We start from the raw sequence: 23,245 nt of genomic DNA, 5'->3' as shown, positions 1-23,245 counted from the left end.
CTTCGTCGATGAACCGGCAGGTGATGACGGCCAATGCTAGGGCGGCGACACTCAGCGGCTGAGGTCTGGATCACACACCCCTGGCCTCCGTTCGGTGGGTCTTTCCACCACCGGCGTCTGAGCAACAATGGCGTCGTGACCATCGACCCGAGTGAGTCGCACGAACTCGTGCGGCGTCAGCGCGAACTGGCGTCGTTGTACGCGACGGCGAAGTCGCTCACGGCCCTCGGCGAGCTCGACGCCGTGCTGCAGTCGATCGTCCGCCACGCCCACGACCTGATGGGCACGGACTTCACCTACCTGTCGCTGGTCGCGGACGGCAGGCTGTCGGCCAAGGCGGCGGAGGGAACGATCTCCGCCGCGTTCCTGAGCGCCACGATCCCGGCCGGCGTCGGCCTGGGTGGCAAGGTGCTGGCCACCCGGCGCCCGCAGTGGGTGCGCAACTACGCCGCCTCGACCCTCATCGACCACGACGCCGGCTTCGACGTGCTGGTCGGCACCGAGGACCTGGTCGCTCTTCTCGGTGTGCCGCTGGTGATCCGGGACGAGGTGGTGGGCGCGCTGTTCGCCGCCTACCGCTCCGAGCGGTCGTTCCACGCGGGCGAGATCGCGTTGCTGAGCGCGTTCGCCGACCACGCCGCGGTCGCACTCGACAACGCCCGTCTCTACGAGAAGAGCCGGAAAGCGTTGCAGGACCTGCGGGAACACATGACCGTCGTCGAACGGGCGCAGGCTATCCACGAGACCCTGACGGGCGTGGTGCTGGAGGGCGGCACGCCGGACGACGTCGCGCAGGTCCTCGCCGGTCAGCTCGGCGGGAGCGTGGTCGTGCTCGACAGGGCCGCCGGACATCACTCCGGCCGGGTCACGACCTCGGTCGACGCCCAGGGGGTCGCGCACAGCGTGGCCCCGATCAGAGCGGGTGACAGCTACCTCGGCGCGCTGTCGTGGAGTCGCGAAGCGTTGCAGGGGCACGGTGTCTCGGACGACATGGACCTGCGCACGCTCGAACGGGCCACGCACATCCTCGGCCTGCTGATCCTCAAGGAACGCGCTGTCGCCGACGCGAGTGAACGGCTCAGCGGCGAACTGCTGACCGAGCTGATGGTCGGCGGCCCCGGGATCAGCCCCTCCCAGCGCTCGCGCGCCCAGGCCCGGCACATCAACGCCGACCGGCTGAACCTGGTCCTGGTCGCGGACTCGCCGGAGTCGTCCGCGGACCTCGTGCGCCACCTGCACGACATCGCCAGGGACCGGTCCGGACTGGCGGGCGAACACCTCGGCCGGGCGACGCTGATCGTGCCCAGCGCGGACGACGACCGCACCGTCGAGGAGGTCCACCGCCGGCTGCGGCGCGCGTCAGGCGCACCCGTCGTGGTCGTGGGGGAGCGGGCGGTCAACCACGACTGGTCGCGCGCGTTCTCCCTGGCCGGCAGGTGCGGCGCGGTCATGCGGGCACTGGGGCACACCGACCGCGGCGCCACGACCGGCCGGTACTCCCTCTACGCGTTGATCTTCGACGTGGACCGGGCCGGTGAACTCGACCGCTTCCTCGCCGAGTCCGTGGGCCCTCTCGCCGACTACGACGCGCGACGCGGCACCGATCTCGTGGGAACCCTCTGCGCCTACTACGACCACCGTGCCAACGTCGCGGCGACCGCGCGCGCGTTGCACGTGCACGTCAACACGCTCCTCAAGCGACTGGACCGGGTCAGCGACGTCCTCGGTGCCGACTGGCGCACCGAGAACGACCTGGAGCTGCAACTCGGCCTTCAGCTGCACCGGTTGCGGGACCTCACGTAGTGGCGCGCAGGGTGCTCTTCGACAGCTTGCCGGTCCCGGTCTTGGGCAGTGCGGTCCGGAAAACGACCTCGTCGGGCAGCCACCACTTGGCGACCGCGGGCGTGATGTGCCGCAGCAGGTCGTCGCCGGTGGTGGCGCTGCCGTCGCGCAGGACGACGTAGGCGACCGGCCGTTCGCCCCACTTCGGGTCCGGGCGCGCGACCACGGCGACCTCGACCACGTCGGGGTGCGAGGTGAGGGCGCTCTCCAGTTCGACGGACGAGATCCACTCGCCGCCGGACTTGATCAGGTCCTTCATCCGGTCCACGAGCCGTACGTAGCCGTCGGCGTCGATCGTGGCGAGGTCACCGGTCCGCAGCCAGCCGTCGCTCGTGAAGCTTTCCGGTGTGTCCACCCGGAAGTAGCCGCCCGCGACCCACGGGCCGGCCACCTGGAGCTCGCCGATGGCCTTGCCGTCGCGTGGCAGCTCCGTGCCGGTCTCGACGTCGGCGATCCGCAGGTTCACCAGTGGCAGCGGCTGGCCCTGGGAGGCCCGGACCGCCACCTGTTCCTCCGCGGGCGCGTCCCGGTGCCGGCTGCGGGTGCCGCCGATCGTCCCGACGGGACTGATCTCCGTCATGCCCCAGGAATGCGTGATGGGCACGCCGATCGCGGCCCGGTAGATCTCGGACAGCGCCGGTGCGATCACCGAGCCGCCGCCGAGCAGGAACCGCGTGGCGCTCAGGTCGTGGGATCGCAGCTCCGTGACCAGGCTCGTCCACACCGTCGGCACGGCACCGGCGACGGTGACCCGTTCGGTCTCCATCAGCTTCAACAGGTGCGACGGATCCGAAGACGGGCCGGGCAGGACCAGCGAGGCGCCCGTCATCATCGCGCCGTAGGGGAGACCCCAGGCGTTGGCGTGGAACATCGGCACGATCGGCATCACGACATCGCTCTCGCACAGGCCGATGAAACCGGCCGCGAGCGTGCCGAGGCAGTGCAGGATCGTCGAGCGATGGCTGTACAGCACGCCTTTGGGCGGTCCGGTCGTGCCGGACGTGTAGCAGAGCCCGGAGGCCAGGTTCTCGTCCGCGAGCGTGAACGAGTCCTCGAACGAGCCCGCGAACGGCTCGGCTGCCGCGACCAGGTCGTCGTAGTGCACGACGCGGGGATCGTCCGGGATCGGCGCTTCGCTGTCGTCGGGCAGTACGACCCAGTGCCGGACCGTCCGCATTCGGGCGGCACTGGGCCATATTCGGGGGAGCAGGGCACGATCGACGAACACCACGTCGTCCTGGGCGTGGTTGACGATGTACTCCAGGTGCTCCGCCGAAAGCCGGATGTTGATGGAGTGCAGCACCCGCTTGGTGATCGGCACCGCGAGGTAGAGCTCCAGGTGACGCCGTGTGTTGGTCGCGAACGTGGCGACGCGGGCGCCGGCCGGGACGCCGAGCGAGTCGAGCGCGGTGGCGAGGCGCCGGGTCTGCTCGGCCACCTCGGCGTACGTGACCCGCTCCCCGGCCGTCACGACCAGCTTGTGTGCGTACAGCCGCTCGGCTCGCTCCAGAACGTGCGCGATGGTGAGCGGCCGGGGTTGCATCAGCCCGTCCATGAAAGATCACCCTAAGTGAGCGTCCTGGTGGGCGAGAGGGCAGAACCTTCCACTCATTCTCCTGCTCTGGCAGCGATTCCTCACACCGCGCGGTAGGCGTCGCACGCCAGTGTGATCAGGTCGGTGAGGTGCTGTGGCGGCTGGTCCTTCCACCACGCGAGCCACACCGCGATCGGCGGCGCGTCCACCACGGCCCGATAGGCCACGCCGGGACGGGGGTTCAGGCTCGCGGTGGCCTCCGACGTCATGCCGACGGCCTGCCCGGCGGCGATCAGCGTCAGCCACTCGTCGACGCTGTGGGTGTTGCGGACGACGGCAGGCGCCTTGCCCGGTTGCCACAGGTCCAGAGTGGTCGTTCCGGTCCGGTCGTCCATCGCGATTCCGTACCGGGCGAGGTCGGCCAGCTTCAGCGAACGCTTGCGCGCCAACGGGTTGTCCGTCGCGACCACGCCGTAGCGCCGTTCGGTGCCGAGCAACGCCGTCTCGAACCGCGAGTCGTCGATGGCTTTGCGCACGACCGCGACGTCGGCGGTGCCCTCCGTGAGACCGGCGGTCAGCGAGTTCGACTGGACGAACACCAGTGGCAGCCCAGGATGCTTCGAGGCCCAGGACTTCTGCACGCGCCGGGTGTGCTTGCCCAGCGCTGACCAGGCGTAACCGATGCGCAGCTCGGTCAGCGACTGCGACGCGATCCGGTGCAGGTGCGCGACCTCGTCCAGCACTCGCCGCGCGCCGTCGAGCACCTGCGTGCCCACGGCCGTGAGCGCGACGTGCCGTGTGGAGCGTTGCAGCAGGCGCACACCGAGCGAGGCCTCCAGTGCGGCGACCGAACGGGACACCGACGCCTGCGTCAAGTCGAGTTCCCTTGCCGCGTCGGTGAACGTGCCCGCGTCGACCACCGCCACGAACGCCCGCAGATGCCGCAGATCCATGCGTCCAGCGTATAGGTGACGCGGGCAATGCATTTCCCGTATCAAAGCCGCGACCGCAGGCTTGCGGCATGAAGAGCCTCGGTGGATTCGCGACGATGACCGCGAGCGCGGCCAGCAACCAGATCGGTGCCGCCGTGGGCGCCCACGCGTTCGCGGCCATCGGCCCGGCCGGTGTCGTGGCAGTGCGCCAGTTCGTGGCCGCCGCGGTGCTGCTTCCGATGGCCCGGCCGAACCTCCGAAGATTCACCTGGGCGCAGTGGTGGCCGACGATCGCGCTCGGCCTCGTGTTCGCGACGATGAACCTCAGTCTCTACATGGCGATCGACCGCATCGGCCTCGGCCTCGCCGTCACGCTGGAGGTGCTCGGGCCGCTCGGCATCGCGCTGGCCGGGTCGCGGACCCGCCGGGACTTCCTGTTCGTGCTGATCGCGGCCGTCGGCGTGTACGTGCTGGTGCTGCCCGGCCCGAGCAGCGACTACCTCGGCGTCGGGCTCGGCCTGCTCGCGGCGGGCTGCTGGGCCGCGTACATCCTGCTCAACCGCCTGGTCGGGGCCCGGCTGCCCGGTCTGCAGGCGCCTGCCGTGGCGACCGCGATGTCGGCGACGCTCTACGTCCCGGTCGCGGTGCTGCTCGTCCTGCACGGGAAGCTGACCGGGATGTCGATCCTCTACGCGGTCGGCGCGGGCGTGTTCTGCAGCGTCGTGCCCTACGCCGTCGACGTGATCGCGCTGCGGAAGGTGCCCGCGCGGCTGTTCGGACTGGCGATGAGCGTGCACCCGGTGCTGGCGGCGCTGGCGGGGCTCGTGGTGCTGGGGGAGACGCTCGAACTCCACCATTGGGCTGGAATCTTGCTCGTGGTCACCGCCAACGCACTGGCTGTGACTTGCTCGAAGTGGTCTGGATCACCTACCGTCAAACCCGAAATGTGAATCCAATTCACTTAGCGGGGTGTTCATGCGGACGAAAGTCTTGACGGTGGTCGCCGCACTCGTCGGTGCGGCGCTGGTCAGCGGCCCGTTCGCGTGGGCGGAACCCGAGCCGTACCTGGTGGGCCGCGGCATCTCCGACGTCACCGGCCCGGCCGCCGAGAACGGCATGATGGGCTACTCGAAGTTCGACCAGAAGACGACGGGCATCCACCAGCGGCTGCGGTCGCGGGCCTACGTCGTGGTCGACCGCGCCACGAACAAGCGCGTCGCGTACGTCAACGCCGACCTCGCGATGATCTTCCGCGCGGTCCAGGAGGGCGTCCTCGCGAAGCTCCAGGCCAAGTACGGCACCACCTACACCCGCGAGAACCTGCTGCTGTCCGCCACGCACACGCACAGCGGTCCCGGCGGCCAGTCGCACAACCTCGCCTACAACCTGTCGATCCTCGGCATGCAGCCCCAGGCGCTGGCGGCCGTGGTCGACGGCATCACGGAGTCGGTCGTCGAGGCGCACGAGGACATCAAGCCCGGCTCGATCAGCCTCGGCATCGGTGAACTGACGAACGCCTCGGTCAACCGGTCGCGCGTCGCGTTCGACCGCAACCCCGACAAGGCCGCCTTCCCGGCCGGCATCGACCCGCAGCTGACGGTGCTGAAGTTCAAGCAGGGCAGCGACAACGTCGGTGCGATCAGCTGGTTCGCCACGCACAACACGTCGATCACCAACGCCAACACGCTGATCAGCCCCGACAACAAGGGCTATGCGGCGTACCAGTGGGAGCACGACGACGAGGGTGTGCGCTACCTGGACAACACCGCTGGTTTCGTGGCGGCGTTCCCGAACACCAACGCGGGCGACATGTCGCCGAACCTCAACCTGAAGCCCGGTTCCGGCCCCACCGAGAACGAGTGGGAGAACACCCGCATCATCGGCGAGCGCCAGAACCGCAAGGCGCAGGAGATCTACAACGGTCCGCAGGCCTCGGTCTCCGGCGGCGTCGACTCGCGCATGCGGTTCGTGGACATGTCGGCCGTGCAGGTCGACGGACGCTTCACGACCGATGGCAAGGCGGGTACGACGTGTTCCGGTGTCGTCGGCGCGTCGACGATCGCGGGCAGTGTCGAGGACGGTCCGGCGATCCCCGGTTTCTCCGAGGGCATGCAGTCGCCGTGGAAGAAGCTGTTCGAGCCGTTGCAGATGGAGGTTCCGCAGTGGCTGCGGGACTGCCAGTTCCCCAAGGCCTCCCTGGTGCCGACCGGTCTGATCGGCGCGACGCCGAACATCGTGCCGCTGCAGATCGTCCGGATCGGACAGTTGCACCTCGTCGCGGTGCCCGGTGAGGTCACGATCACCGCGGGTCTGCGCATCCGCAAGGCCGTCGCGGCCGAGCTCTCGGTGCCCGTGCGGAACGTGCTGATCCAGGGCTACGCCAACGACTACAGCCAGTACGTCACCACGCCGGAGGAGTACGACTCGCAGCAGTACGAGGGCGGCTCCACCCTGTTCGGCCGCAACACCACTCCCGCCTACCAGCAGGAGTTCGGCAAGCTCGCCGCGTCTATGAAGGCCGGTTCCGCTCTGCCCGCGGGCCCGAACCCCGGCAAGCCGCCATTCACCGAGATCAACCTGCAGACCGGTGTCGTGCTCGACGACAAGCCGTTGGACAAGAAGTACGGCGACGTTCTGATCGCGCCCAAGGCTTCTTATGGACGCGGCGAGACCGTGACGTCCGTGTTCGTCACCGGCCACCCGAAGAACAACCTGCACCGCAACGGGACTTTCCTCGAAGTGCAGCGGCAGGTGAACGGCGCATGGGTGCGCGTGGCCGACGACGGCGACTGGTCCACGCGCTACCAGTGGGCGCGGGTCGGCGTTGCCAACTCCAACGCCACGATCACCTGGCAGATCCCGGCGGACACCCCCGCCGGCACCTACCGGATCGTGCACAACGGCGACGAGAAGTCCGGCTGGACCGGCAAGATCTCGGGCTTCACCGGCGCCACGGCGGGCTTCACCGTCAGCTGATGATCTCGCCACCCGCGGCGGTGGCGAGATCGGGGCCGAAGGCGGCCGCGGGCGTGTACGCGCCGGGCTTGCCTTCGCCCCTGGCGAGCCGTGCCGCGACCTCAGCGGACACACCCGCCGTGAAGTCCATGGCGTCGTCCGCCCGCAGCCACCCTTCACGGGTGGTGCCGTCGGGCCACGTGATCACCGCGTGGCCCCAGGAGTGCTTGCGGGGCCTCGGCGCGGCCTTGCCCCTGACCCCGGCCAGTTGACGGATCGCGAAGCGGCGCAACGGTTCCAGCCCGAGCAGTCGTCCCGCGAACGGGAGCGCGGCGCGGGTCATGGGCGAGCTCGGCATCATCGCGGTGGCGGCGGAGACCTCCGGCGCGGCGCTCGCACGGTGAGCGGCCAGCAGTTCGGCGGACGGCGCCTCGGAGACCGCGGCGTGCTCACCGTCGGGCAGAAGCAGCCGCTGCGCTCGCGCGCCGATGCGTGACCTCGTCAGTTCGCCATCGCGGTAGCGGCGTCCGCCGGTGGTCAGCACGTCGAGGATCGAGGCGGCCAGGGCCGCGCCCAGCAGGCCGTCCTCCATGGCCACCGAGGCGACCGCGTCGACCCGCACCCCGGCCGGGACCGGGCGGCCCTCGCACAGTGCCGCCACGACGGCTTCCGTTGCCAGGACGCCGAAACCCGCGCCGGTGACGAGCGTGCTGCCCGCCGCCGCGGCCTCGTCGTGCAGGGCCAGCAGCCGGGGGACGGCGGTCAGGTCGGCCGCCTGGTCGAGGTAGTGCCCGCCGGGCAGACAGGCGCGGGCGATGGTGGTCGCGGACTCGGCGTAGTTGCCGATGGTGTTGACGACGACAGCCGGCCGCTCCTCCTCGATCGCCGCCGCGATGCGGTCGGCCGTGTCCGCGACGACGACCCGCAGACCGGTCGCCGCGGCCATCTCGCGCAGCCGTGCGCTCTCCCTGCCCACCAGCACCACGCTCTCGCCCCGGTCGAGCAGGCGAGTGGTGACGGCACGGCCGACGCGTCCGGTGGCGCCCAGAACCCAGATGCTCATGACGACTCCCGCAAGTGATGTCTCAGTGTGTCATCACCGAGGCTAGCACGGTGACGGCACACTGAGACATCACTTGCTAGGGTGTGCTGTGGCCAGGTGGGATCCCGGAACCGAAGATCGTCTCAGGCAGGCGGCGCTCGACCTGTTTACCGAGCGCGGGTACGACGACGTGACCGTCACGCAGATCGCCGAACGCGCGGGCATCACGCGCCGCTCGTACTTCCGCTACTTCCCGGACAAGCGCGAGGTGCTCTTCGCCGGCGCGGAGCAACTGCCTCTCGCGATCACCGAGGCGGTGCTCGCCTCGGCGGAACAGTCTCCGCCCGCCATCGCGCTCGACGCCGCCCGCCGGGTCGGCGCCCTGCTCGTGGAACGTGTGGACCGCACGGCCGAACGTCGTGCCGTGATCGCGTCGAGCCCTGAGCTGCAGGAGCGCGAACGCACCAAGGCCGCCGCGATCACGACCGCCCTCTGCGACGCACTGGTAGAGCGCGGAGCGGCGGTCGACGAGGCAAGGCTCGTGGCGCGGCTCGTCGCGGTCTGCTTCCAGGAGGCGCTGGAACGCTGGATCGACACGGGTGTGGACTTCGAGTCCTGCCTGGACCTGGTCGTCGCCTCGGTTCGCTCGGCGGCGGAAGTATTCCCGCCTCAGGTGAGTCCGTGATTACGTTGTGCACGATTTAATCGTGCAATAGCTTTATGGCAACCGACCCGAAGGAGCAGCCATGAAGCGCCCAGTCCTCGAGCCCGCCGCCGCCGAGTTCGCCGCCGCCACCGCCCAGCCGCCGTTCCTGTTCGAGATCGCCCCGGAAGAGGGCCGCAAGGCCGTCGACGAGGTGCAGTCGGGCGCGATCGCCAAGCCCGAGGTCGACGAGCAGTGGGTCGAGCTCGACGGCTTCAAGGTCCGCGTGATCAAGCCGGCCGGTGTCGCCGGCCCGCTCCCGGTGATCCTCTACATCCACGGCGCGGGCTGGGTGTTCGGCAACGCCCACACCCACGACCGCCTGGTCCGCGAACTCGCCGTCGGTACCGGCGCGGCCGTCGTCTTCCCCGACTACTCGCTCTCGCCCGAGGCCCGCTACCCGGTCGCGATCAACCAGAACTACGCCACCGCGCAGTGGATCCAGGCTGAAGGCGCCTCGTACGGCCTCGACACCTCGCGCGTAGCGGTCGCCGGCGACTCGGTCGGCGGCAACATGGCGGCCGCGCTGACGTTGCAGGCCAAGGAACGTGGCGATGTCGCGTTGAAGGCCCAGGTGCTGTTCTACCCGGTGACCGACGCGTCGTTCGACACCGACTCGTACCTGCAGTTCGCCGAGGGCTACTTCCTGCGCCGCGACGGCATGCAGTGGTTCTGGGACCAGTACACGACGAACCCGCTGGAGCGCGCCGAGATCACCGCGTCGCCTCTCCGGGCCACCAAGGAACAACTCGCGGGCCTTCCCCAGGCGCTCGTGATCACCGCCGAAGCCGACGTGCTGCGCGACGAGGGCGAGGCTTACGCCGACAAGCTGCGCGAGGCCGGCGTGCCCGTCACCGCCGTCCGGTACGCGGGCGCGATCCACGACTTCGTGATGCTGAACGCGTTGCGCGGCACGCACGCCGCTGAAGGCGCGATCAGCCAGGCGATCGCGTTCCTGCGCAAGGCGCTCAACGGCTGATGAGCCTTCTCCTGATTGGCGTGAACCCCTTCCTGTCTGAAATGGCCGGGAGGGGTTCTTCGTGCGCGGGCTGTGTGGACAATTCGCGAGATCATGGAATTCTGACTCGTTCCTGACCACTTTCCGGCCAGTTCGGGAGAGTTGGTAACAGCTTTCCCTCGCCTCGCGAATACCGCCATGTGACGCAGTTCGCTCGCCGCGAGGAGCCACATGAGCACGCTTGACTCCGAGACGTTCGATCGGCACTTCGCCAACCTGTCAGCCAACATCTCCGACTTCATCCGGGGCAAGCCGGAGGTCGTGCGGCTTGCCCTCGTGTGCCTGTTCGCGCAGGGACATCTGCTGATCGAGGACGTGCCGGGAGTCGCGAAGACGTCACTTGCGAAGGCGTTGGCGAAATCCGTGTCAGGGGCGACGGTGAAACGTATCCAGTTCACCCCTGACCTGCTTCCGTCCGATGTCGTCGGCGTGCAGACATATGACCAGAGCGCGCACACGTTCGAGTTCTTCGAGGGGCCGGTGTTCGCCAACATCGTCATTGGCGACGAGATCAACCGGGCGTCGCCGAAGACGCAGTCCGCGCTTCTCGAAGTGATGGCGGAACGGCAGGTCACCGTGGACGGCCGGCCACGGCCGGTGCCGGCGCCATTCCTGTGCATTGCGACGCAGAACCCGATCGAGCACCACGGCACGTACGCGTTGCCTGAGGCGCAGCTGGACCGCTTCATGATGCGGATCAAGGTCGGCTATCCGCCCGGAGTGGACGACGAGGTCGACATCATCGCGGACGGCGTGGCCCGGCGCGCACCGGAAGAGCTCGGATCGGTGATGACCCTGGACGACCTGCGCGACATGATCGAGTTGGTGCGATCCGTGCACATCGAACGGGAGGTGCAGCGCTATGTCGCGGTGATCACGAGAGAGACCCGCAAGCACGCGAGCGTGCGCCTCGGCATCAGTCCGAGGGGGAGCATCGCCGTGGCCGCCGCCGCGCAGGCGCACGCCGCGGTGCTCGGGCGGTCGTTCGTCACGCCGGAGGACGTGCGGGTCGTCGCGAAGCCGGTCCTGAACCACCGGCTGCTGCTCACGCCGGAGGCTCGGGTGCGCAAGCAGACCGCGGAGGACGTGCTGGACGAGATCCTCGTCAGCGCTCCCGTGCCGCGGCCGTCGAAGTGGGGATGACGTGCTGACCCGCAGCGGTCTGGTGACCGCCGTGTTCGCACTGGTGATGCTCGCAGCGGGGGCCGCCGCGGACTACCCGGAGCTCGTGGCGTTCGGCATCGCCGCTGTGGTGGCGCTCGTGGTCGCCGTGCTGTCGATGCTGGTGCGGCCGAACCTCGACGCCGACCGGGTGATCCGACCGGACCGCGCGACCGAGGGCGAACAGGCTCTCGCGCTGCTGACCGTGCACAACCTCGGGCGAGTGCGCACACCGCCACTGGCGGTCGTCGAGTCGATCAACGGTGAGGCGTTCGCCGTCGACGTGCCGAGCCTGGCCGCGGGCGGTTCGCACGAACACCGTTATGCGCTGCCCTCGCAGCGGCGCGGCCGCCATGAGATCGCCCAGGTGGAGATCGGGCACTCCGATCCGTTGCGGCTGCTGCGATCCAGCGCCCGCACGGGAAGTTCGTCCGTGCTGGTCGTGCATCCGCGCACGCACCACCTGGGCGTGGTGTCGCGAGGCGGTCCTCGCGACAGCGAGGGGCTGACGTCCAGTGTGTCCGCGTTGGGCGGCCTCGCGTTCCACAGTTTGCGGGAGTACGAGCACGGCGACGACTACCGGCTGATCCACTGGAGGTCGACGGCGCGGGCGGGCAAGCTCATGGTGCGCCATCACGTGATCCCGGACGAGCCGCGGCATCTCGTCGTGCTCGACGTCGATGCCGGTTCCTATCCGGACGGCCGGTTCGAGGACGCGGTCCGTGCCGCCGCCTCGCTGGTCCGCGCCGCGTGCCGGGCAGGGCTTCCGCTGGAGCTGCGCACCACGGCGGAGCCTGCGGGGGAGCGGGGCACGGCTGATCAGTGGACCAGCGACGAGCTGTCCGCGCTCGACCGGCTCGCGGAGGCCCGTCTGTCCGAAGAGGACCGTGATCTCGCCGATCAGCTCGCGAACGTCGTGTCGAGCACCGAAGGCGTCTCGCTCGCCGTGGTGACGGGACAGCCACCCGCCGGACGGCTCGACGTGATCACCGCGCTGCGCCCGCGGTTCCTGAGCGTCAGCCTCGTCACGTTCGGCAGTCCCCAGCCGAGCTCGGCCGGAATGGTCCTGGTCGACGCACGGGACAGCGCCGACTTCGCCTCGCAGTGGAACGAGCTGATGTCACGGTGACCAAGTGGCTCGCCCGGATCCCGGCACTCCTGCAGATTCTGCTGTGCGGGCTGCTCGTCGCGAGCACCTCGGCCATTTACCTGAGCTTCTTCGCGTCCAGCGATCACGTCATGCCGATGTGTGCGATCGCCGCTCTCGCAACAGCGAGCGCGGCGATCGCACATCTCGCGCGCCGCGGCTGGGTCGTGCTGGGCGCGGTACCGGTGTTCGGTGTCTGCGCGGGATACCTGGCGTTCCCCGACACGATCCGGTACGGCCTGCCGAGCGTGCGGACGGCGGTCGAGCTCGGCAAGGGGCTTGCCGGCGGCTGGGCGCGAATGCTCACCGTCGGCCTGCCCGCGGACGTGCGAGGCGACCTGTTGACCACCCCGTTGCTGATCACGTGGGCAGCGGCGTTCGGCGCTGCCCTGATCGCCCTGCGGACAACCTCGGTGCTCGGGCCTCTCGCGCCGCCAGTGGCCGCGTTCGTGATCGCATTGCTCTTCTCCGCCGAGAGCCCCGGCCCTCGGCTGGACGTGACCGGGGTGTTCCTGGCACTGGCACTGCTGCTGGTGCTCATGAGAGCGAACGAGGGGCCGGCCGTGAGTCTCCGGGTGGCCGGGGGCAGGTTCGTGTTCGGGGTGCCGGTGATCGCCCTGGTCACCGCGGCGGGCGTGGTCGGCGTTCAGTGGGTGCCACTGGCCTCGGGCGTGGATCGGTTCGATCCGCGTGACCTGCGCTCGCCGCCTCTGCACGTCACCGAGTCGATCACACCGCTGGCGCTGGTGAAGCCGCAGCTCCGGGAAGCGGAAGCGCGGACGCTCTTCACCGTGGAGCTCGACGGCGACGGTGTGGACAGGGTGCGCACCGCTGCCCTGGACCGCTACGACGGCGCGCTGTGGACCACGGAAACGACGTTCCTGCTCGCCGGACGCAGCCTTCCCGCTGATCCGGACATGCCGCCTGCGGGGCAGCTGACGTCCCACGTCGTGGTCTCGCGGCTGCAGGGTCCCTATCTCCCGGTGGTCGGCTGGCCGAGGAGCGTCGTGATGGACCGGGGTGACAGCTCCGCGACCGGGTTCAGCGCGGGCACCGGTTCCCTCATCAACCTGGGCTCGTTCGACGGCATCGAGTACCGGACGACCAGCACGGTCAGCGGACGTGGTGACGAGGTCGACACCGCGTCGCCGAGCGCGTGCGGCGACTGCGCCACGCTCACCGTTCCGCCAGAGCTGCGCACCTTCGCCTCCGCGGTCACCACCACGGCGCCGACCGCGTACGGCAAGCTCCAGCTGCTGGAACGACATCTGCGCGGGCTGCCCTACAGCCTCGACGCGGCGCCAGGACACTCGGTCGCGGTGCTGCGCGACATGCTGCTCGGAGAGGACCGCAGGGGGTATGCCGAGCAACACGCCGCCGCTTTCGCCTTGCTGGCCAGGGTGCTGGGCATGCCGAGCCGGGTCGCGGTCGGCTATCTGTTGCGCGAATCGGAGAACCGCACGTTCACCGTGACGGCGGGCGACGCGCACGCGTGGGCCGAGGTGCATTTCAAGGGGCATGGCTGGGTGGCGTTCGAACCGACGGATCCCGCGGTCACCGAGGACAAGCCGCGCGACGACGACGCGACGACGGTCAGCCCGCCACAGCCGGACCCGCCGCCGCTGGTGCCGCCCGCCGCGAGCCCGGACAACCGCGAGGAAGGGGCTCCAGGCTTGGGGTTCGGTGAACTGGTGCGCCGCACGGCGGTGGTCACGCTGATCGTGCTGATGACGGTTGTCCTGGTGTTCCTCGGCGGAGTGGTGGGGACCAAGAGACGTCGCCGGTGGCGTCGGCGCAGGACCGCGGATCCCGCCGCCCGCCTGCTCGGAGCCTGGCAGGAGGCGGTGGACCGGCTGCTGGAGCTTGGTTTGCGCATTCCGCTGTCGATGACCGTCCACGACATCGGTGACGTGGCACGCACCAGGTTCGGTGATCGCGTGGCCGCACTTGCGACGATGGCTCCGATGGCCAGCGCGGCGGCGTTCGCGGGCGTTCCGCCGTCCGACGACGACGTCACGTTCGCCTGGGAACTGGAGTCGGACCTGCGTCGGGAGCTGCATCCGCGTCGGCTCAGCCGGATCAGGGCGGCGATCGACCCGCGTCCGTTGATCGACGGCCGGCGCGCACGGCGGGCAGGAGGCCGCTGATGCGCTACGTGCGTGCGGTGGTGTGGGGCGCGGTCGGCCTGGTGGGGTGCGGTGTGCTGGCCGCGGTCGGAGATCGCGAGCAGCACTCCGTGCCCGAGGTGCGGTTGCAGGCCGGCAGCGCGTGGGTGTCGTCGAACCGCGCTGGGCACCTCACCCTCCTCGACGGTGCGTCCAGGGAGGTCGGCGTCCGGGTGCCGGTCGCCGATCCGGGTACAAAACTTGCGGTGGCACAACAGAACCTGACCGCCTACGCCGTGAACCGGGGGACCGGGGCGTTGCGCAGGGTCGACGGCGCGACCCGTGAGGTCTCGGCGCCGGAGTCGCCTCTGCCGGGCGCGGCGGTGTCGCTCTACTCATCGGGGGACTCGCTGCTGTTGTTCGACACCGGGCAGGGACTTCTGTCCACAGTGGATCAGCAAACGTTGCGGTCAAGCGGAGAACCGCAGGTGCTGAGCCCGGCCGCGAAGCCGGATCTGACGGCCGTCGACAGGACGGGCGCGCTGTGGGTGGTCGACGACGCGACCGGCGACCTGGTGTGGTTCCGCGAGGGCAGGCGCGAGTCACGGGCGAACGCCGGATCACCCGGTGCCACCAGGATCGTGGCGACGGCGGGCACCGTCGCGTTGCTCGACCTCAACCGGCGGATGGCGTCCGTGCTGAACACCGAGGGTGAGGTCGCGCAGGAGATCGAGGTACCGCTGCAGCCCGGCGACGAGGTCGCGGTCAGCGGGTTGCCCGGCGAACCCGGCGTACTGGTGTCCGTGAGCAACCGCGGGCAGTTCGTGGCGTGCCGCTTCACGTCCGGTTGCGGCGGTCCCCGTGTCCTCGGCACCTCCGCGCTCGGCCCGGCCGTCGTGACTGCGGAACACACGTTCGTCCCCGACTACGGCCGTGGCCACGTCTGGGTCCTGCGCGACGGCGCGAGCGACCAGCTCGACCGCCAGATCTTCGACGGCCAGACGCAGTTCGAACTGTTCGAACGCGACGGCGTCGTCTTCTACAACGACCCGGAAAGCGAACGGGCAGGCGTCATCGGCCTGGACGGCCAGGTGCACCCGATCTCCAAGTACGACCCCGTCGACCCTGCTCGCGGCACGGTGAAGGTGCCCGCGGAGAACCAGCCGAAGCCACCGCCGGACGAGCCGCAGCCGCCAAACCCGAACCAGCCCGCGAACCCGTCCCAGCCACCGGCCACGGGCCGCGCTACGCTCGGATCCGGTGTGCCACAACAGGACGTGCTCCGCATCCAGCAGACCCCGCCGAACCCGGTCCGGGCAGGCGCGAGGGTCGACCTGTCACTCGCCGGAGCCGCGGCGATCACGGCGAGCTGGAACTTCGGTGACGGCACAACGGGAACCGGCACGAGCACCGGCCACATCTGGAGCCGTGCCGGCACGTTCGGCGTGACCGTCACCGCCACACTCGCGTCCGGCCGGTCCGCCTCCGCCTCCGCCACGGTCGTCGTGCAGGACGTTCCGGCGGCCATCGTGCGGTTGCAGGTCTCACCGGCCGTGCCGCTGACCGGGGCACAGGTGTCGTTCAGCGCCGAGGTGACCGGCAGCCCGCAGACCTGGCAGTGGAGCATCTCCAGCGGTGGCGGGGTTGTCGGCAGTTCCAGCGAGCAGGGGTTCGGGCACGTCTTCACCATGCCTGGGACTTACACCGTGACCGCGCGGACGACCACGAACGGCGTGGTGGACGAACAGTCCCAGCAGTTCGAGGTCGGGCTGCCGACACGGTCCTTCAGCTGCGGTGACTCGATCACCGCGAGCGTGCGGCTAGGAAACGATGTGTCCTGTTCGGACGTTGCGCTCTCGGTGACGTCCGGGGACGTCTACCTCGACCTCGGCGGCCATTTGCTGTCCAACAGCGACGTCTCGCAGGACACCCTCGCGGTGCGGGACGCGGCCAACGTGACCATCACCAACGGCACCCTCGGCGTCTTCAGCCTCACCAACACCGACGGTGTCACCTTGACCGGCCTCCGAAGCAGACTGCCGAACATGACCAACGCCCGCGACACACACATCAACGGCGGAAAGTTCGACGGCTTCCACCGCACACGGATCATTTCTTCCCAGGCCACCTTCACCAACGTGGACATCACCAACACGATGGTCGCGTTGTCCTGTCTGGGCGGATCCCGGTGTGACTTCATCAACTCGTCTTTGGAGATCCTGGGGCCAGGAGCTGGCCTGGTTTGCGGGGACAATCCGGCCAACGCCGTCACGATCACGGGCGGCAAACACTCCTTCGAAGGGCTGGGTTGCGAGAATCTGACCATCGCCGACGCGGAGGTGAACGGGTTTTCCGCAGGTGGTGAGATGCTCGACATCCGGCGATCGACGCTTCGTCTCTTCTACGGTCTGCGTGGAGGCCAGATTCACATCGAGGAGAACACCTTCTCGGGCGGGTCATTCGCTGAGATCCGCAACTCTGGTGGACCGTTGTCCGGTGTGTTCAGGAACAACACGGTCACCGGGATGGGTCTCATCGGGGTGTTCGTCAACATCAATCAGCCGGTGAGTTCACTGCTCATCGAGAACAACACGATCACTGGCAACGGCGGCCGGTCCGGCACCGTCAGCGACCGTTGTGGGAACGAGGATGCGTTCGGCGGGATGCACGTGTGCGCACCGGCAGGCAGCAACATCACGTTGCGGAACAACCGAATGTCGGACAACCGCGGCAGAGCGCTGCTCGCCATGCCCGCCACCGTCAAGGACGGCGGTGGCAACACGGGTGGCGGCGAAACCTGCCAGCCTGCCATCTGTTCATGACCGCCGGTACCGCATCCGCACCGTCGACTCCAACTGCCGCACCGCCTTCTCCACGTTGGCCACGTCGCCGTCGAACGCACCCGCGAGCAGCGCCGGAGAGCCGGTCCTCAGCCTGTCGGTGACCCCGTCGAGCACCGCCGTCTCGCCCCGGGCCAGCCGGTAGGCGAACTCGCCCAGCGACGGCGCGACCCCGGCGTGGTGCAGTTCGAGAAGGCTGCGCAGCAGCTCGAACCCGTCGAACGCCCGGTCGAACTCGCGGTCGGAGGTCAGCTCGCGGAAGTGCGGCCGCACCACCGACCGGATGTGCGCGCTCAACGCGCCGTGCGGCCTGGCTCCTCGCCATTTCGGCAGGAGCTCGGCGACGTGAGGCTCGACCACCCGATAGGGCACCAGGGTGCGCAGGTCGCGGCTCAGCACCGTGTGGACGAGCTCGTCGTGCCTGGCCGCTACCGCCGCCACGCCGATCGCGTACGAGACGAGCAGCGCCGGATACGGCTGCCGTTCCAGCACCTGCGCGAGCACGGACGTCCACAGGCCGCCCCGCGCCACGTCGTCGTCGTGCACGGCCACGGCGGTGATCGCGAGGAGTTCGCTCATGGCACCGTCGCAGCGCAACAGGTGTTCCTCGACGGCTGCCGGGATGCGGCGGTCCGGCACGTTGTCGAGCCGTTGCGCTGGGGGCACGGCGTCGAGTGCGGCGGCCAGGGCCGTGCGGACGACGTCGTTGACGCCGGAGCCGGACCGGATCGCGCGCCGCAGGTCCACGAGCAACGGTGAGGAGGTCTCGGTGTTGACCCAGTCGGGCACAGGGCCGAGCGGTCGTCGCTTCGGCACCCGGTAGATCGCCCGCAGGATCCGTTCGAGCTGGTTGCTGTAGTCCACGGACGGGTCGATGCCCACCCACGCGGTGTGCGACAGCGTCGCGGGGACCTCGGCGCGATCGAGCCGGACGCAGATCAGGGTGAGATCGCGTTCGATCGCTCGCCGGGCGGAGGCGTCGATCTCCTCGCGCACCCACTTGGAGCTCGCGGTGTTGGCGGACACCACGACGATTACCGCGTCCGAGTTGTCGATCTGCTCGAACACGCGTTCCACGATGCGGTCGCCGGGAAGGATCTCCTCGCGGTCCAGCCACACCCGTACGCCGTTGTCCTCGAGTGCCTTGGCGAACGCCACCACGAACCTGTCCTGGTCGAGATTCGAGTGGCTGATGAACACGCTGGGAGGAACGGCACTCATCCTTCGATGGTGGCACGGATTTCCTGTGGGGGCCGGTACGCGCGCCGCGTCAGCCGCCCACCCGTTTGGTGCTGCTGACGTGGAACGGCGTGCCCTGCTGGCACGTGGTCATCGCACCGGGATCAGCCTTCCCGGTCACCTCCACCACGGCGCCGGCCACCGCGATCGCGGGGTCGGCGCCGAGCAGCAGGTACTGCTCACCGGGCGCGGTGAGGATCGTGCAGCCCGACTCGACCCCGCCGGACACCGTGCCCCGCACCGTCTTCACACCCGGATCGAGGGCTCGCGACGGTGTGGGCAGGGTGGGCGGCAGCGAAGCCGACGACGGGGGCACCGGTGCCGGGACGCTCGGCACGGTCGTGCCAGGAGCCGTCACGGAGCTGACGATGGTGGATGTGCTCGGCCCAGGAACCTGCGCCGGGGGCACTTGGCCGCACGACGCGAGCATCAGACACAGCAACACGGCCGCTAACCCGCGCATCTCGCGTCACCTCCGATGGACCACGGCGACCGGGCACGGCGCGTGGTGGAGCACAGCGTGGCTCACTGAACCCAGAATTGCACGCGTCACCGCTCCACGGCCGTGACTGCCGACGGCGATGAGAGCCGCGCCATCGGCCGCCTGGAGCAACGCGCGTGCGGGTGCGTCGAACGCGACCTCCCGTGCCACATGCACCTCGGGGTGACGAGCCGCGTGTGGGGCGAGCTGTTCGTCCAGCACCTTGGAGAGGTCGACGCGGACGTGGTCGAAGTCCTGCTCGGGCAGTTCGGCCCAGCCGACGTCGTTCCACGCGTAGATGGCGAGCAGGTCGCGGCCGTGGCGGGCGGCGTACTCGAAGGCGAACGCGATCGCGTCCGTGGAGGTGTCGGAGCCGTCGACGCCGACGACCACGCGGCCGTCGACAGGGCCGGACCGCGTCACGATCACGGGACGTCCGCCGGTCGACACGAGTTCGACGGCGGTGGAGCCCAGGAACATCTCCGCGATGCCGGTGCGCCCGGACGAGCCGAGCACGAGCAGGTCGCCGGGTTCGGCGGCGAGGACGTCGACCGGACGGCCGATGCGCACGTGGGTGGCGATTTGGAGGTCGGGCCAGCGCTCCTTGAGCTCGGCCGCGAGTTCGGCGAGGTGGTCCTCGGCGGCCTTGGACATCGTCTCCTCGGTGACGAACTCCGGCACCGGGATGGACATCGGCGTGAACATTGGCTCCGGCAGGGGAGCGCGCACGGCGTGCACGACCTGCAAGGCAGCGCCACAGCGGGAAGCTTCCTCGGCACCGAAGAGCACTGCGCGCCTGGCCAGGTCGGAACCGTCGAACCCCACAACGACCGTAGACATGAAAAACCACCTCCGACCGGGGCATACCCGGCCGGAGGTGGTTCTAAAGGTGATCCAGAACTAGTTGACGACGAACTGCGAACCCGGCTCGATGGTGATGTCGCCGTCCCGCGAGTTGGTGATCGTCACGTTCGTCAGCTTCGCCGAACCGCGGGCCTGGGCCATCGCGAGGATGCCGGAGCCGTTGTTCGACTTGTCGATGCGGACGTTGGTGATCTGCACGTCCGGCATGCCGCTGCCGCCGCCCTTGAACTGGATTCCGTCGTACGTGGAGTCCAGGATCTCGGTGTCGCGGATGACGACGCCGGGGATCGGCAGGTTCTGGGAGAACAGCGTGATGGCGCCGAACTCCTGTGCCTCACCCCAGAACGCGCCGCCCGTGCGGTACAGGGCGTTGTTGGCGAGCAACGTCGTCCCGCCGAACGGCAGCGGGTCGTGGTCGGTCGCCAGCATGATGCCCGGGTAGTTCGCCGTGTCGGAGATGATGTTGTTCTCCGCGCGGTTGTTCGAACCACCGTAGATCGCGATCCCGTTGGCACGCCACGGGAGTGCGATCGTGTTGTTGAGGAACGCGTTGCCGCTGCCGACGTCCACGTTCTGGTCCTTCACGTACTTCGACGCCCAGACCGCCAGCGCGTCGTCGCCCGTGGTGCGGAACGACGAGTTGAACACCGTGGAGTTGCGCGTGCCGTTGGTGAAGTTGATGCCGTCGGCGTAGGTGTCGCGGATGCGCATGCCGCTGAACTGCAGGCCGTCACCGGGGTTCCAGCGGTCGGGCAGGTTGGTGTAGTCGCGGCCGACCCAGACACCGACGTTGGCGTGCTCGATCCACACGTTGGTGATCTTCGTGTTCTTGCCGAAGCGGCCGGTCATGCCGACGCCGCCTTCGGCGTTGCCGTCACCGCCGCGGATCCGGCCGGAACCGAAGATCGCGATGTCGGAGATCTGCGTGTTGTCGTCGATGTCGAACCCGAAGTTGCCCTCGTGCGGGTGGTTGATCGTGTTGGCGTCCTGCGGCTGCGTGAGGCTGAACAGTTGCGAGTGCCACATGCCGGCGCCGCGGACGACGACGTTGCGGATGCCGACCTGGTTGTACTGACCGGAGTTGAACAGCGTCAGGATCTTCTTCTCCTGGCGGAACCTGCCCTCCGGGATCCAGACGCAGGGGATCTCCCCGTTCTGGTCGGCCGTCACGGCACGCTGCAGCGCGTCCGCGTCGTCCGTCTGGTCGTTCGGCGTGGCACCGTACTGCGTGATCGAGACGCAGTCCGCGGGCTTCTGCGCGGCCGGTGCGACCTGCTCCAGGTCGATCAGGTCGATGTAGTAGAACTGGGCGTTGTCACCGGAATCGCGCTGCAGCTTGAACTTCGTGCCCGCCGGGTAGGAGCTCGCGAGCAGCTGCGAGGTCTCGTCGAACAGCCTGCGGGCGTCGCCGCCAGGACGGTTCGTGAGGCCTTCGGGGTCGTCCGTCGTGCCGTAGAGCCAGCTGTGCCGCGACGACAGCGTCAGCTTCTGCACGAACTGGTCGTTCGCGTAGAGGCTGATCGTCGCCTCCTGGCCACCGCCCGCGGCGGCGTCCGGGATCGAGTTGCGCACGACGATCGAGTTGGTGCTGACCGTCGACGTGACCTCCACGAACTGACCCTGCGCGTCGAGTCGCACCGACTTGCGGCCCGAGGACTCGGAGCCGAAGTTGGTGTGCCCGAACGTGCGCTCCGCGTCGGCCTGCACCAGCGTGCCCTGGTAGCGGCCCGCTTCCGCCTCGTAGGAGGTGAACGGCACCGAGGCACCGCGTCCGACCACAATGGACTGGGTCGCGGTGTTGTTGGTCTCGTTGGTCTCCGCGACCACGTTGGTCGCGTCCGCCGTCGCGGTGGCCGTGGCGCCGCCGTTGGTGGCGGTCCAGGAGCCGACGTTGACCGTCACGGTCTGACCGGCGTTGATCGCAGCCGTGTTGGCGTTCAACGTGCTGCCGCCGACGGCCACGCGGGTCACCGAAGCGCCCGCAGCCGACGTGCCGCGGTTGTTGACCTGCACGGCGAACGTCACCTGCTGGCCCGCGGCCGGAGACGACGGGTTCGGCGTGACGCCGGTGATCTGCAGATCGGGTCCCGGTGCCTGGCCGACGACCAGGGGAGAGCCGGAGGTGAAGGTGTTGTTGCCCTCGTTGGTCTCCGCGACCTGGTTGGCCGGGTCCACCGCGGCCGCGGCCGCGTAGGACCCGGCACCCCGCCGGCCCGCGTCGACGCTGACGGAGGCCGTGGCTCCAGGAGCGAGCGCGCCGACCGCGGCGGTGCCCGCGACGGTGCCGCCGAGCGTGACGTTCAGCGTCGTCGCGCCGGACGCCACGGTGCCGCCGTTGCGCACGGTGGCGGTGAGCCTGATCGCGTCGGCCTCGCTCGGGCTGGCCGGCGTCCACGTCAGGTTCGTGACGGTCAGGTCAGGAGCCGGAGCGGAAGCGCCGAACACCTGGAACTCGGCCACCTGGCCGCCGGGCGCGCCGGTGTTCGAGTAGAAGTGCAGCCGCACGTCCGAGGCCCGCCCGCTCACCGGGATGGTGACGGTGTTGCCGGTGGCCGGGTCGAACCGGTAGTCGGCGCGGGCCTTCAGGGTGCCGAACGCCGTCGCGCTCGCCTCACGGCCGAGCACCTCGAAGTTCTGCGTGCGGGCACCCCAGTCGCCGCCGGGGTTGAGCTTGACGACGACCGACGTGACGTCGGCGTTGGAGCCCAGCTTCACGGTCAGGTTGCCGGGAAGACCGTTGGACTCCCAGTACGTGCCGGTGTTGCCGTCGACGGCGTTGCCCGGCACGAAGTTGTGCACGTGCCCGGATTCCTCGACCGGCTTGCCGGCAGCCAGGTTGTCGCCAGGCGGCGGCGGGTCGACCGGTCCGGACTCGCCGTGCACCTCGAACTCGCTGAGCTGCGCGGCGGGCCAGCCGTTGTTCGCGGTGACCGTCACGCGGACGTACCGCGTGACGGTCGCCGTGAAGTCCAGCGTCACCGTGTTGTTCGAACCGGGCGCGAACACCCGCGCACCGGATCCGACGAGGTCGCTGAACTGCGAGCCGTTCGAACTTCCTTGCACAGCAAGCGTTTGCGAGCGCTGCTCCCAGTTCGAGGGCAGGCGCAGCACGACCTTGCTGACGCTCTTCGCGGCGCCCAGATCGGCCTGGAGCCACTGCGGGAACGAGTTGTTCGTGCTCTCCCAGTAACTGCCCTGGTTGCCGTCACCGGCGTTTCCGGGGCCGTACGGGCCGTTGCTGCTGGACGCGGTCAGGTTCGCGGACAGCCTGACGACCGCTGCTCCTGCCGTGGGTGTCAATCCGAACAGTGCGAGGGCGCTGACCAGGGCAGCACTCACCGCACGCCTCAATAGCGTGTTTTTCATTGAATTGTCCTTCGCG

At 69.2% G+C, this 23,245-nt stretch carries 16 protein-coding genes; 9 read left to right on the top strand and 7 right to left on the bottom strand.

Translation table 11 applies throughout. From position 1 onward, the window contains the following. Nucleotides 1-135: 135 nt before the first annotated feature. Nucleotides 136-1,803, top strand: a complete 1,668-nt coding sequence (locus SK854_RS37380; RefSeq protein WP_319979871.1) for a helix-turn-helix domain-containing protein — start codon at nucleotides 136-138, stop codon at nucleotides 1,801-1,803. Here the strand turns inward: SK854_RS37380 and SK854_RS37375 are convergent. Further along, on the bottom strand, nucleotides 1,796-3,397 hold the full coding sequence (locus SK854_RS37375; protein ID WP_319979870.1) for a long-chain fatty acid--CoA ligase: 1,602 nt from the start codon (nucleotides 3,395-3,397) through the stop codon (nucleotides 1,796-1,798). The genes SK854_RS37380 and SK854_RS37375 overlap by 8 nt on opposite strands. Before the next feature lie 80 nt (nucleotides 3,398-3,477). Further along, nucleotides 3,478-4,329 (bottom strand): LysR family transcriptional regulator, encoded by an 852-nt coding sequence (locus tag SK854_RS37370; RefSeq protein WP_319979869.1) that lies wholly within the window; start codon nucleotides 4,327-4,329, stop codon nucleotides 3,478-3,480. Between the two features lie 68 nt (nucleotides 4,330-4,397). Here SK854_RS37370 and SK854_RS37365 point away from each other — a divergent pair, with 68 nt between their 5' ends. Together SK854_RS37365 and SK854_RS37360 are read left to right on the top strand one after the other, a co-directional pair. Beyond that, complete coding sequence (locus SK854_RS37365; RefSeq protein WP_319979868.1) at nucleotides 4,398-5,258, top strand: EamA family transporter; 861 nt, start codon at nucleotides 4,398-4,400, stop codon at nucleotides 5,256-5,258. Nucleotides 5,259-5,283: 25 nt separating this feature from the next. Next, nucleotides 5,284-7,284, top strand: a complete 2,001-nt coding sequence (locus tag SK854_RS37360) for a neutral/alkaline ceramidase (protein ID WP_319979867.1) — start codon at nucleotides 5,284-5,286, stop codon at nucleotides 7,282-7,284. Here the strand turns inward: SK854_RS37360 and SK854_RS37355 are convergent. Further along, nucleotides 7,277-8,326 carry a saccharopine dehydrogenase NADP-binding domain-containing protein gene (locus SK854_RS37355; protein ID WP_319979866.1) on the bottom strand — a complete coding sequence of 350 codons (1,050 nt, stop codon included), beginning with the start codon at nucleotides 8,324-8,326 and terminating at the stop codon, nucleotides 7,277-7,279. The genes SK854_RS37360 and SK854_RS37355 overlap by 8 nt on opposite strands. A gap of 88 nt (nucleotides 8,327-8,414) precedes the next feature. Between SK854_RS37355 and SK854_RS37350 the strand changes: the two genes are divergently transcribed. From SK854_RS37350 to SK854_RS37325, 6 genes are all read left to right on the top strand, one after another. Further along, on the top strand, nucleotides 8,415-8,990 hold the full coding sequence (locus SK854_RS37350; RefSeq protein ID WP_319979865.1) for a TetR/AcrR family transcriptional regulator: 576 nt from the start codon (nucleotides 8,415-8,417) through the stop codon (nucleotides 8,988-8,990). 61 nt (nucleotides 8,991-9,051) lie between these two features. Continuing rightward, nucleotides 9,052-9,987 (top strand): alpha/beta hydrolase, encoded by a 936-nt coding sequence (locus SK854_RS37345; protein WP_319979864.1) that lies wholly within the window; start codon nucleotides 9,052-9,054, stop codon nucleotides 9,985-9,987. 210 nt (nucleotides 9,988-10,197) lie between these two features. Continuing rightward, nucleotides 10,198-11,169 (top strand): AAA family ATPase, encoded by a 972-nt coding sequence (locus SK854_RS37340; RefSeq protein ID WP_319979863.1) that lies wholly within the window; start codon nucleotides 10,198-10,200, stop codon nucleotides 11,167-11,169. A 1-nt stretch (nucleotide 11,170) separates the two neighbouring features. Beyond that, nucleotides 11,171-12,316: a DUF58 domain-containing protein gene (locus SK854_RS37335; RefSeq protein WP_319979862.1), complete on the top strand. Its 1,146-nt coding sequence runs from the start codon at nucleotides 11,171-11,173 to the stop codon at nucleotides 12,314-12,316. After that, nucleotides 12,313-14,481: a transglutaminase-like domain-containing protein gene (locus SK854_RS37330; RefSeq protein ID WP_319979861.1), complete on the top strand. Its 2,169-nt coding sequence runs from the start codon at nucleotides 12,313-12,315 to the stop codon at nucleotides 14,479-14,481. The genes SK854_RS37335 and SK854_RS37330 overlap by 4 nt, the downstream gene beginning before the upstream one ends. After that, nucleotides 14,481-17,261: a right-handed parallel beta-helix repeat-containing protein gene (locus tag SK854_RS37325; RefSeq protein ID WP_319979860.1), complete on the top strand. Its 2,781-nt coding sequence runs from the start codon at nucleotides 14,481-14,483 to the stop codon at nucleotides 17,259-17,261. The genes SK854_RS37330 and SK854_RS37325 overlap by 1 nt, the downstream gene beginning before the upstream one ends. On the opposite strand, the gene SK854_RS37320 is transcribed toward SK854_RS37325, so the two are convergent. The 4 genes from SK854_RS37320 to SK854_RS37305 form a co-directional block, all read right to left on the bottom strand. Beyond that, a complete protein-coding gene (locus SK854_RS37320) occupies nucleotides 17,256-18,500 on the bottom strand; it encodes a toll/interleukin-1 receptor domain-containing protein (RefSeq protein WP_319979859.1) in 1,245 nt (414 codons plus the stop codon). The genes SK854_RS37325 and SK854_RS37320 overlap by 6 nt on opposite strands. A 49-nt stretch (nucleotides 18,501-18,549) precedes the next feature. Further along, nucleotides 18,550-18,876: a hypothetical protein gene (locus SK854_RS37315; protein ID WP_319979858.1), complete on the bottom strand. Its 327-nt coding sequence runs from the start codon at nucleotides 18,874-18,876 to the stop codon at nucleotides 18,550-18,552. A 111-nt stretch (nucleotides 18,877-18,987) separates the two neighbouring features. Further along, nucleotides 18,988-19,839 carry a universal stress protein gene (locus SK854_RS37310; RefSeq protein ID WP_319979857.1) on the bottom strand — a complete coding sequence of 284 codons (852 nt, stop codon included), beginning with the start codon at nucleotides 19,837-19,839 and terminating at the stop codon, nucleotides 18,988-18,990. A gap of 60 nt (nucleotides 19,840-19,899) precedes the next feature. After that, nucleotides 19,900-23,229: a CARDB domain-containing protein gene (locus SK854_RS37305; protein ID WP_319979856.1), complete on the bottom strand. Its 3,330-nt coding sequence runs from the start codon at nucleotides 23,227-23,229 to the stop codon at nucleotides 19,900-19,902. Between the last annotated feature and the right edge of the window lie 16 nt (nucleotides 23,230-23,245).

This window comes from Lentzea sokolovensis (assembly GCF_033949975.1).
Lineage (GTDB): Bacteria > Actinomycetota > Actinomycetes > Mycobacteriales > Pseudonocardiaceae > Lentzea > Lentzea sokolovensis.
The sequence above is the reverse complement of the archived record's forward strand: the minus strand, read 5'-3'. Positions and strand labels throughout refer to the sequence as shown.

Coding starts and splice junctions, on each gene's coding strand:
- SK854_RS37305 (WP_319979856.1), bottom strand. CDS start 23,229: ATGAAAAACACGCTATTGAGGCGTGCGGTGAGTGCTGCCCTGGTCAGC.
- SK854_RS37345 (WP_319979864.1), top strand. CDS start 9,052: ATGAAGCGCCCAGTCCTCGAGCCCGCCGCCGCCGAGTTCGCCGCCGCC.
- SK854_RS37375 (WP_319979870.1), bottom strand. CDS start 3,397: ATGGACGGGCTGATGCAACCCCGGCCGCTCACCATCGCGCACGTTCTG.
- SK854_RS37360 (WP_319979867.1), top strand. CDS start 5,284: ATGCGGACGAAAGTCTTGACGGTGGTCGCCGCACTCGTCGGTGCGGCG.
- SK854_RS37325 (WP_319979860.1), top strand. CDS start 14,481: ATGCGCTACGTGCGTGCGGTGGTGTGGGGCGCGGTCGGCCTGGTGGGG.
- SK854_RS37365 (WP_319979868.1), top strand. CDS start 4,398: ATGAAGAGCCTCGGTGGATTCGCGACGATGACCGCGAGCGCGGCCAGC.
- SK854_RS37355 (WP_319979866.1), bottom strand. CDS start 8,326: ATGAGCATCTGGGTTCTGGGCGCCACCGGACGCGTCGGCCGTGCCGTC.
- SK854_RS37320 (WP_319979859.1), bottom strand. CDS start 18,500: ATGAGTGCCGTTCCTCCCAGCGTGTTCATCAGCCACTCGAATCTCGAC.
- SK854_RS37370 (WP_319979869.1), bottom strand. CDS start 4,329: ATGGATCTGCGGCATCTGCGGGCGTTCGTGGCGGTGGTCGACGCGGGC.
- SK854_RS37340 (WP_319979863.1), top strand. CDS start 10,198: ATGAGCACGCTTGACTCCGAGACGTTCGATCGGCACTTCGCCAACCTG.
- SK854_RS37310 (WP_319979857.1), bottom strand. CDS start 19,839: ATGTCTACGGTCGTTGTGGGGTTCGACGGTTCCGACCTGGCCAGGCGC.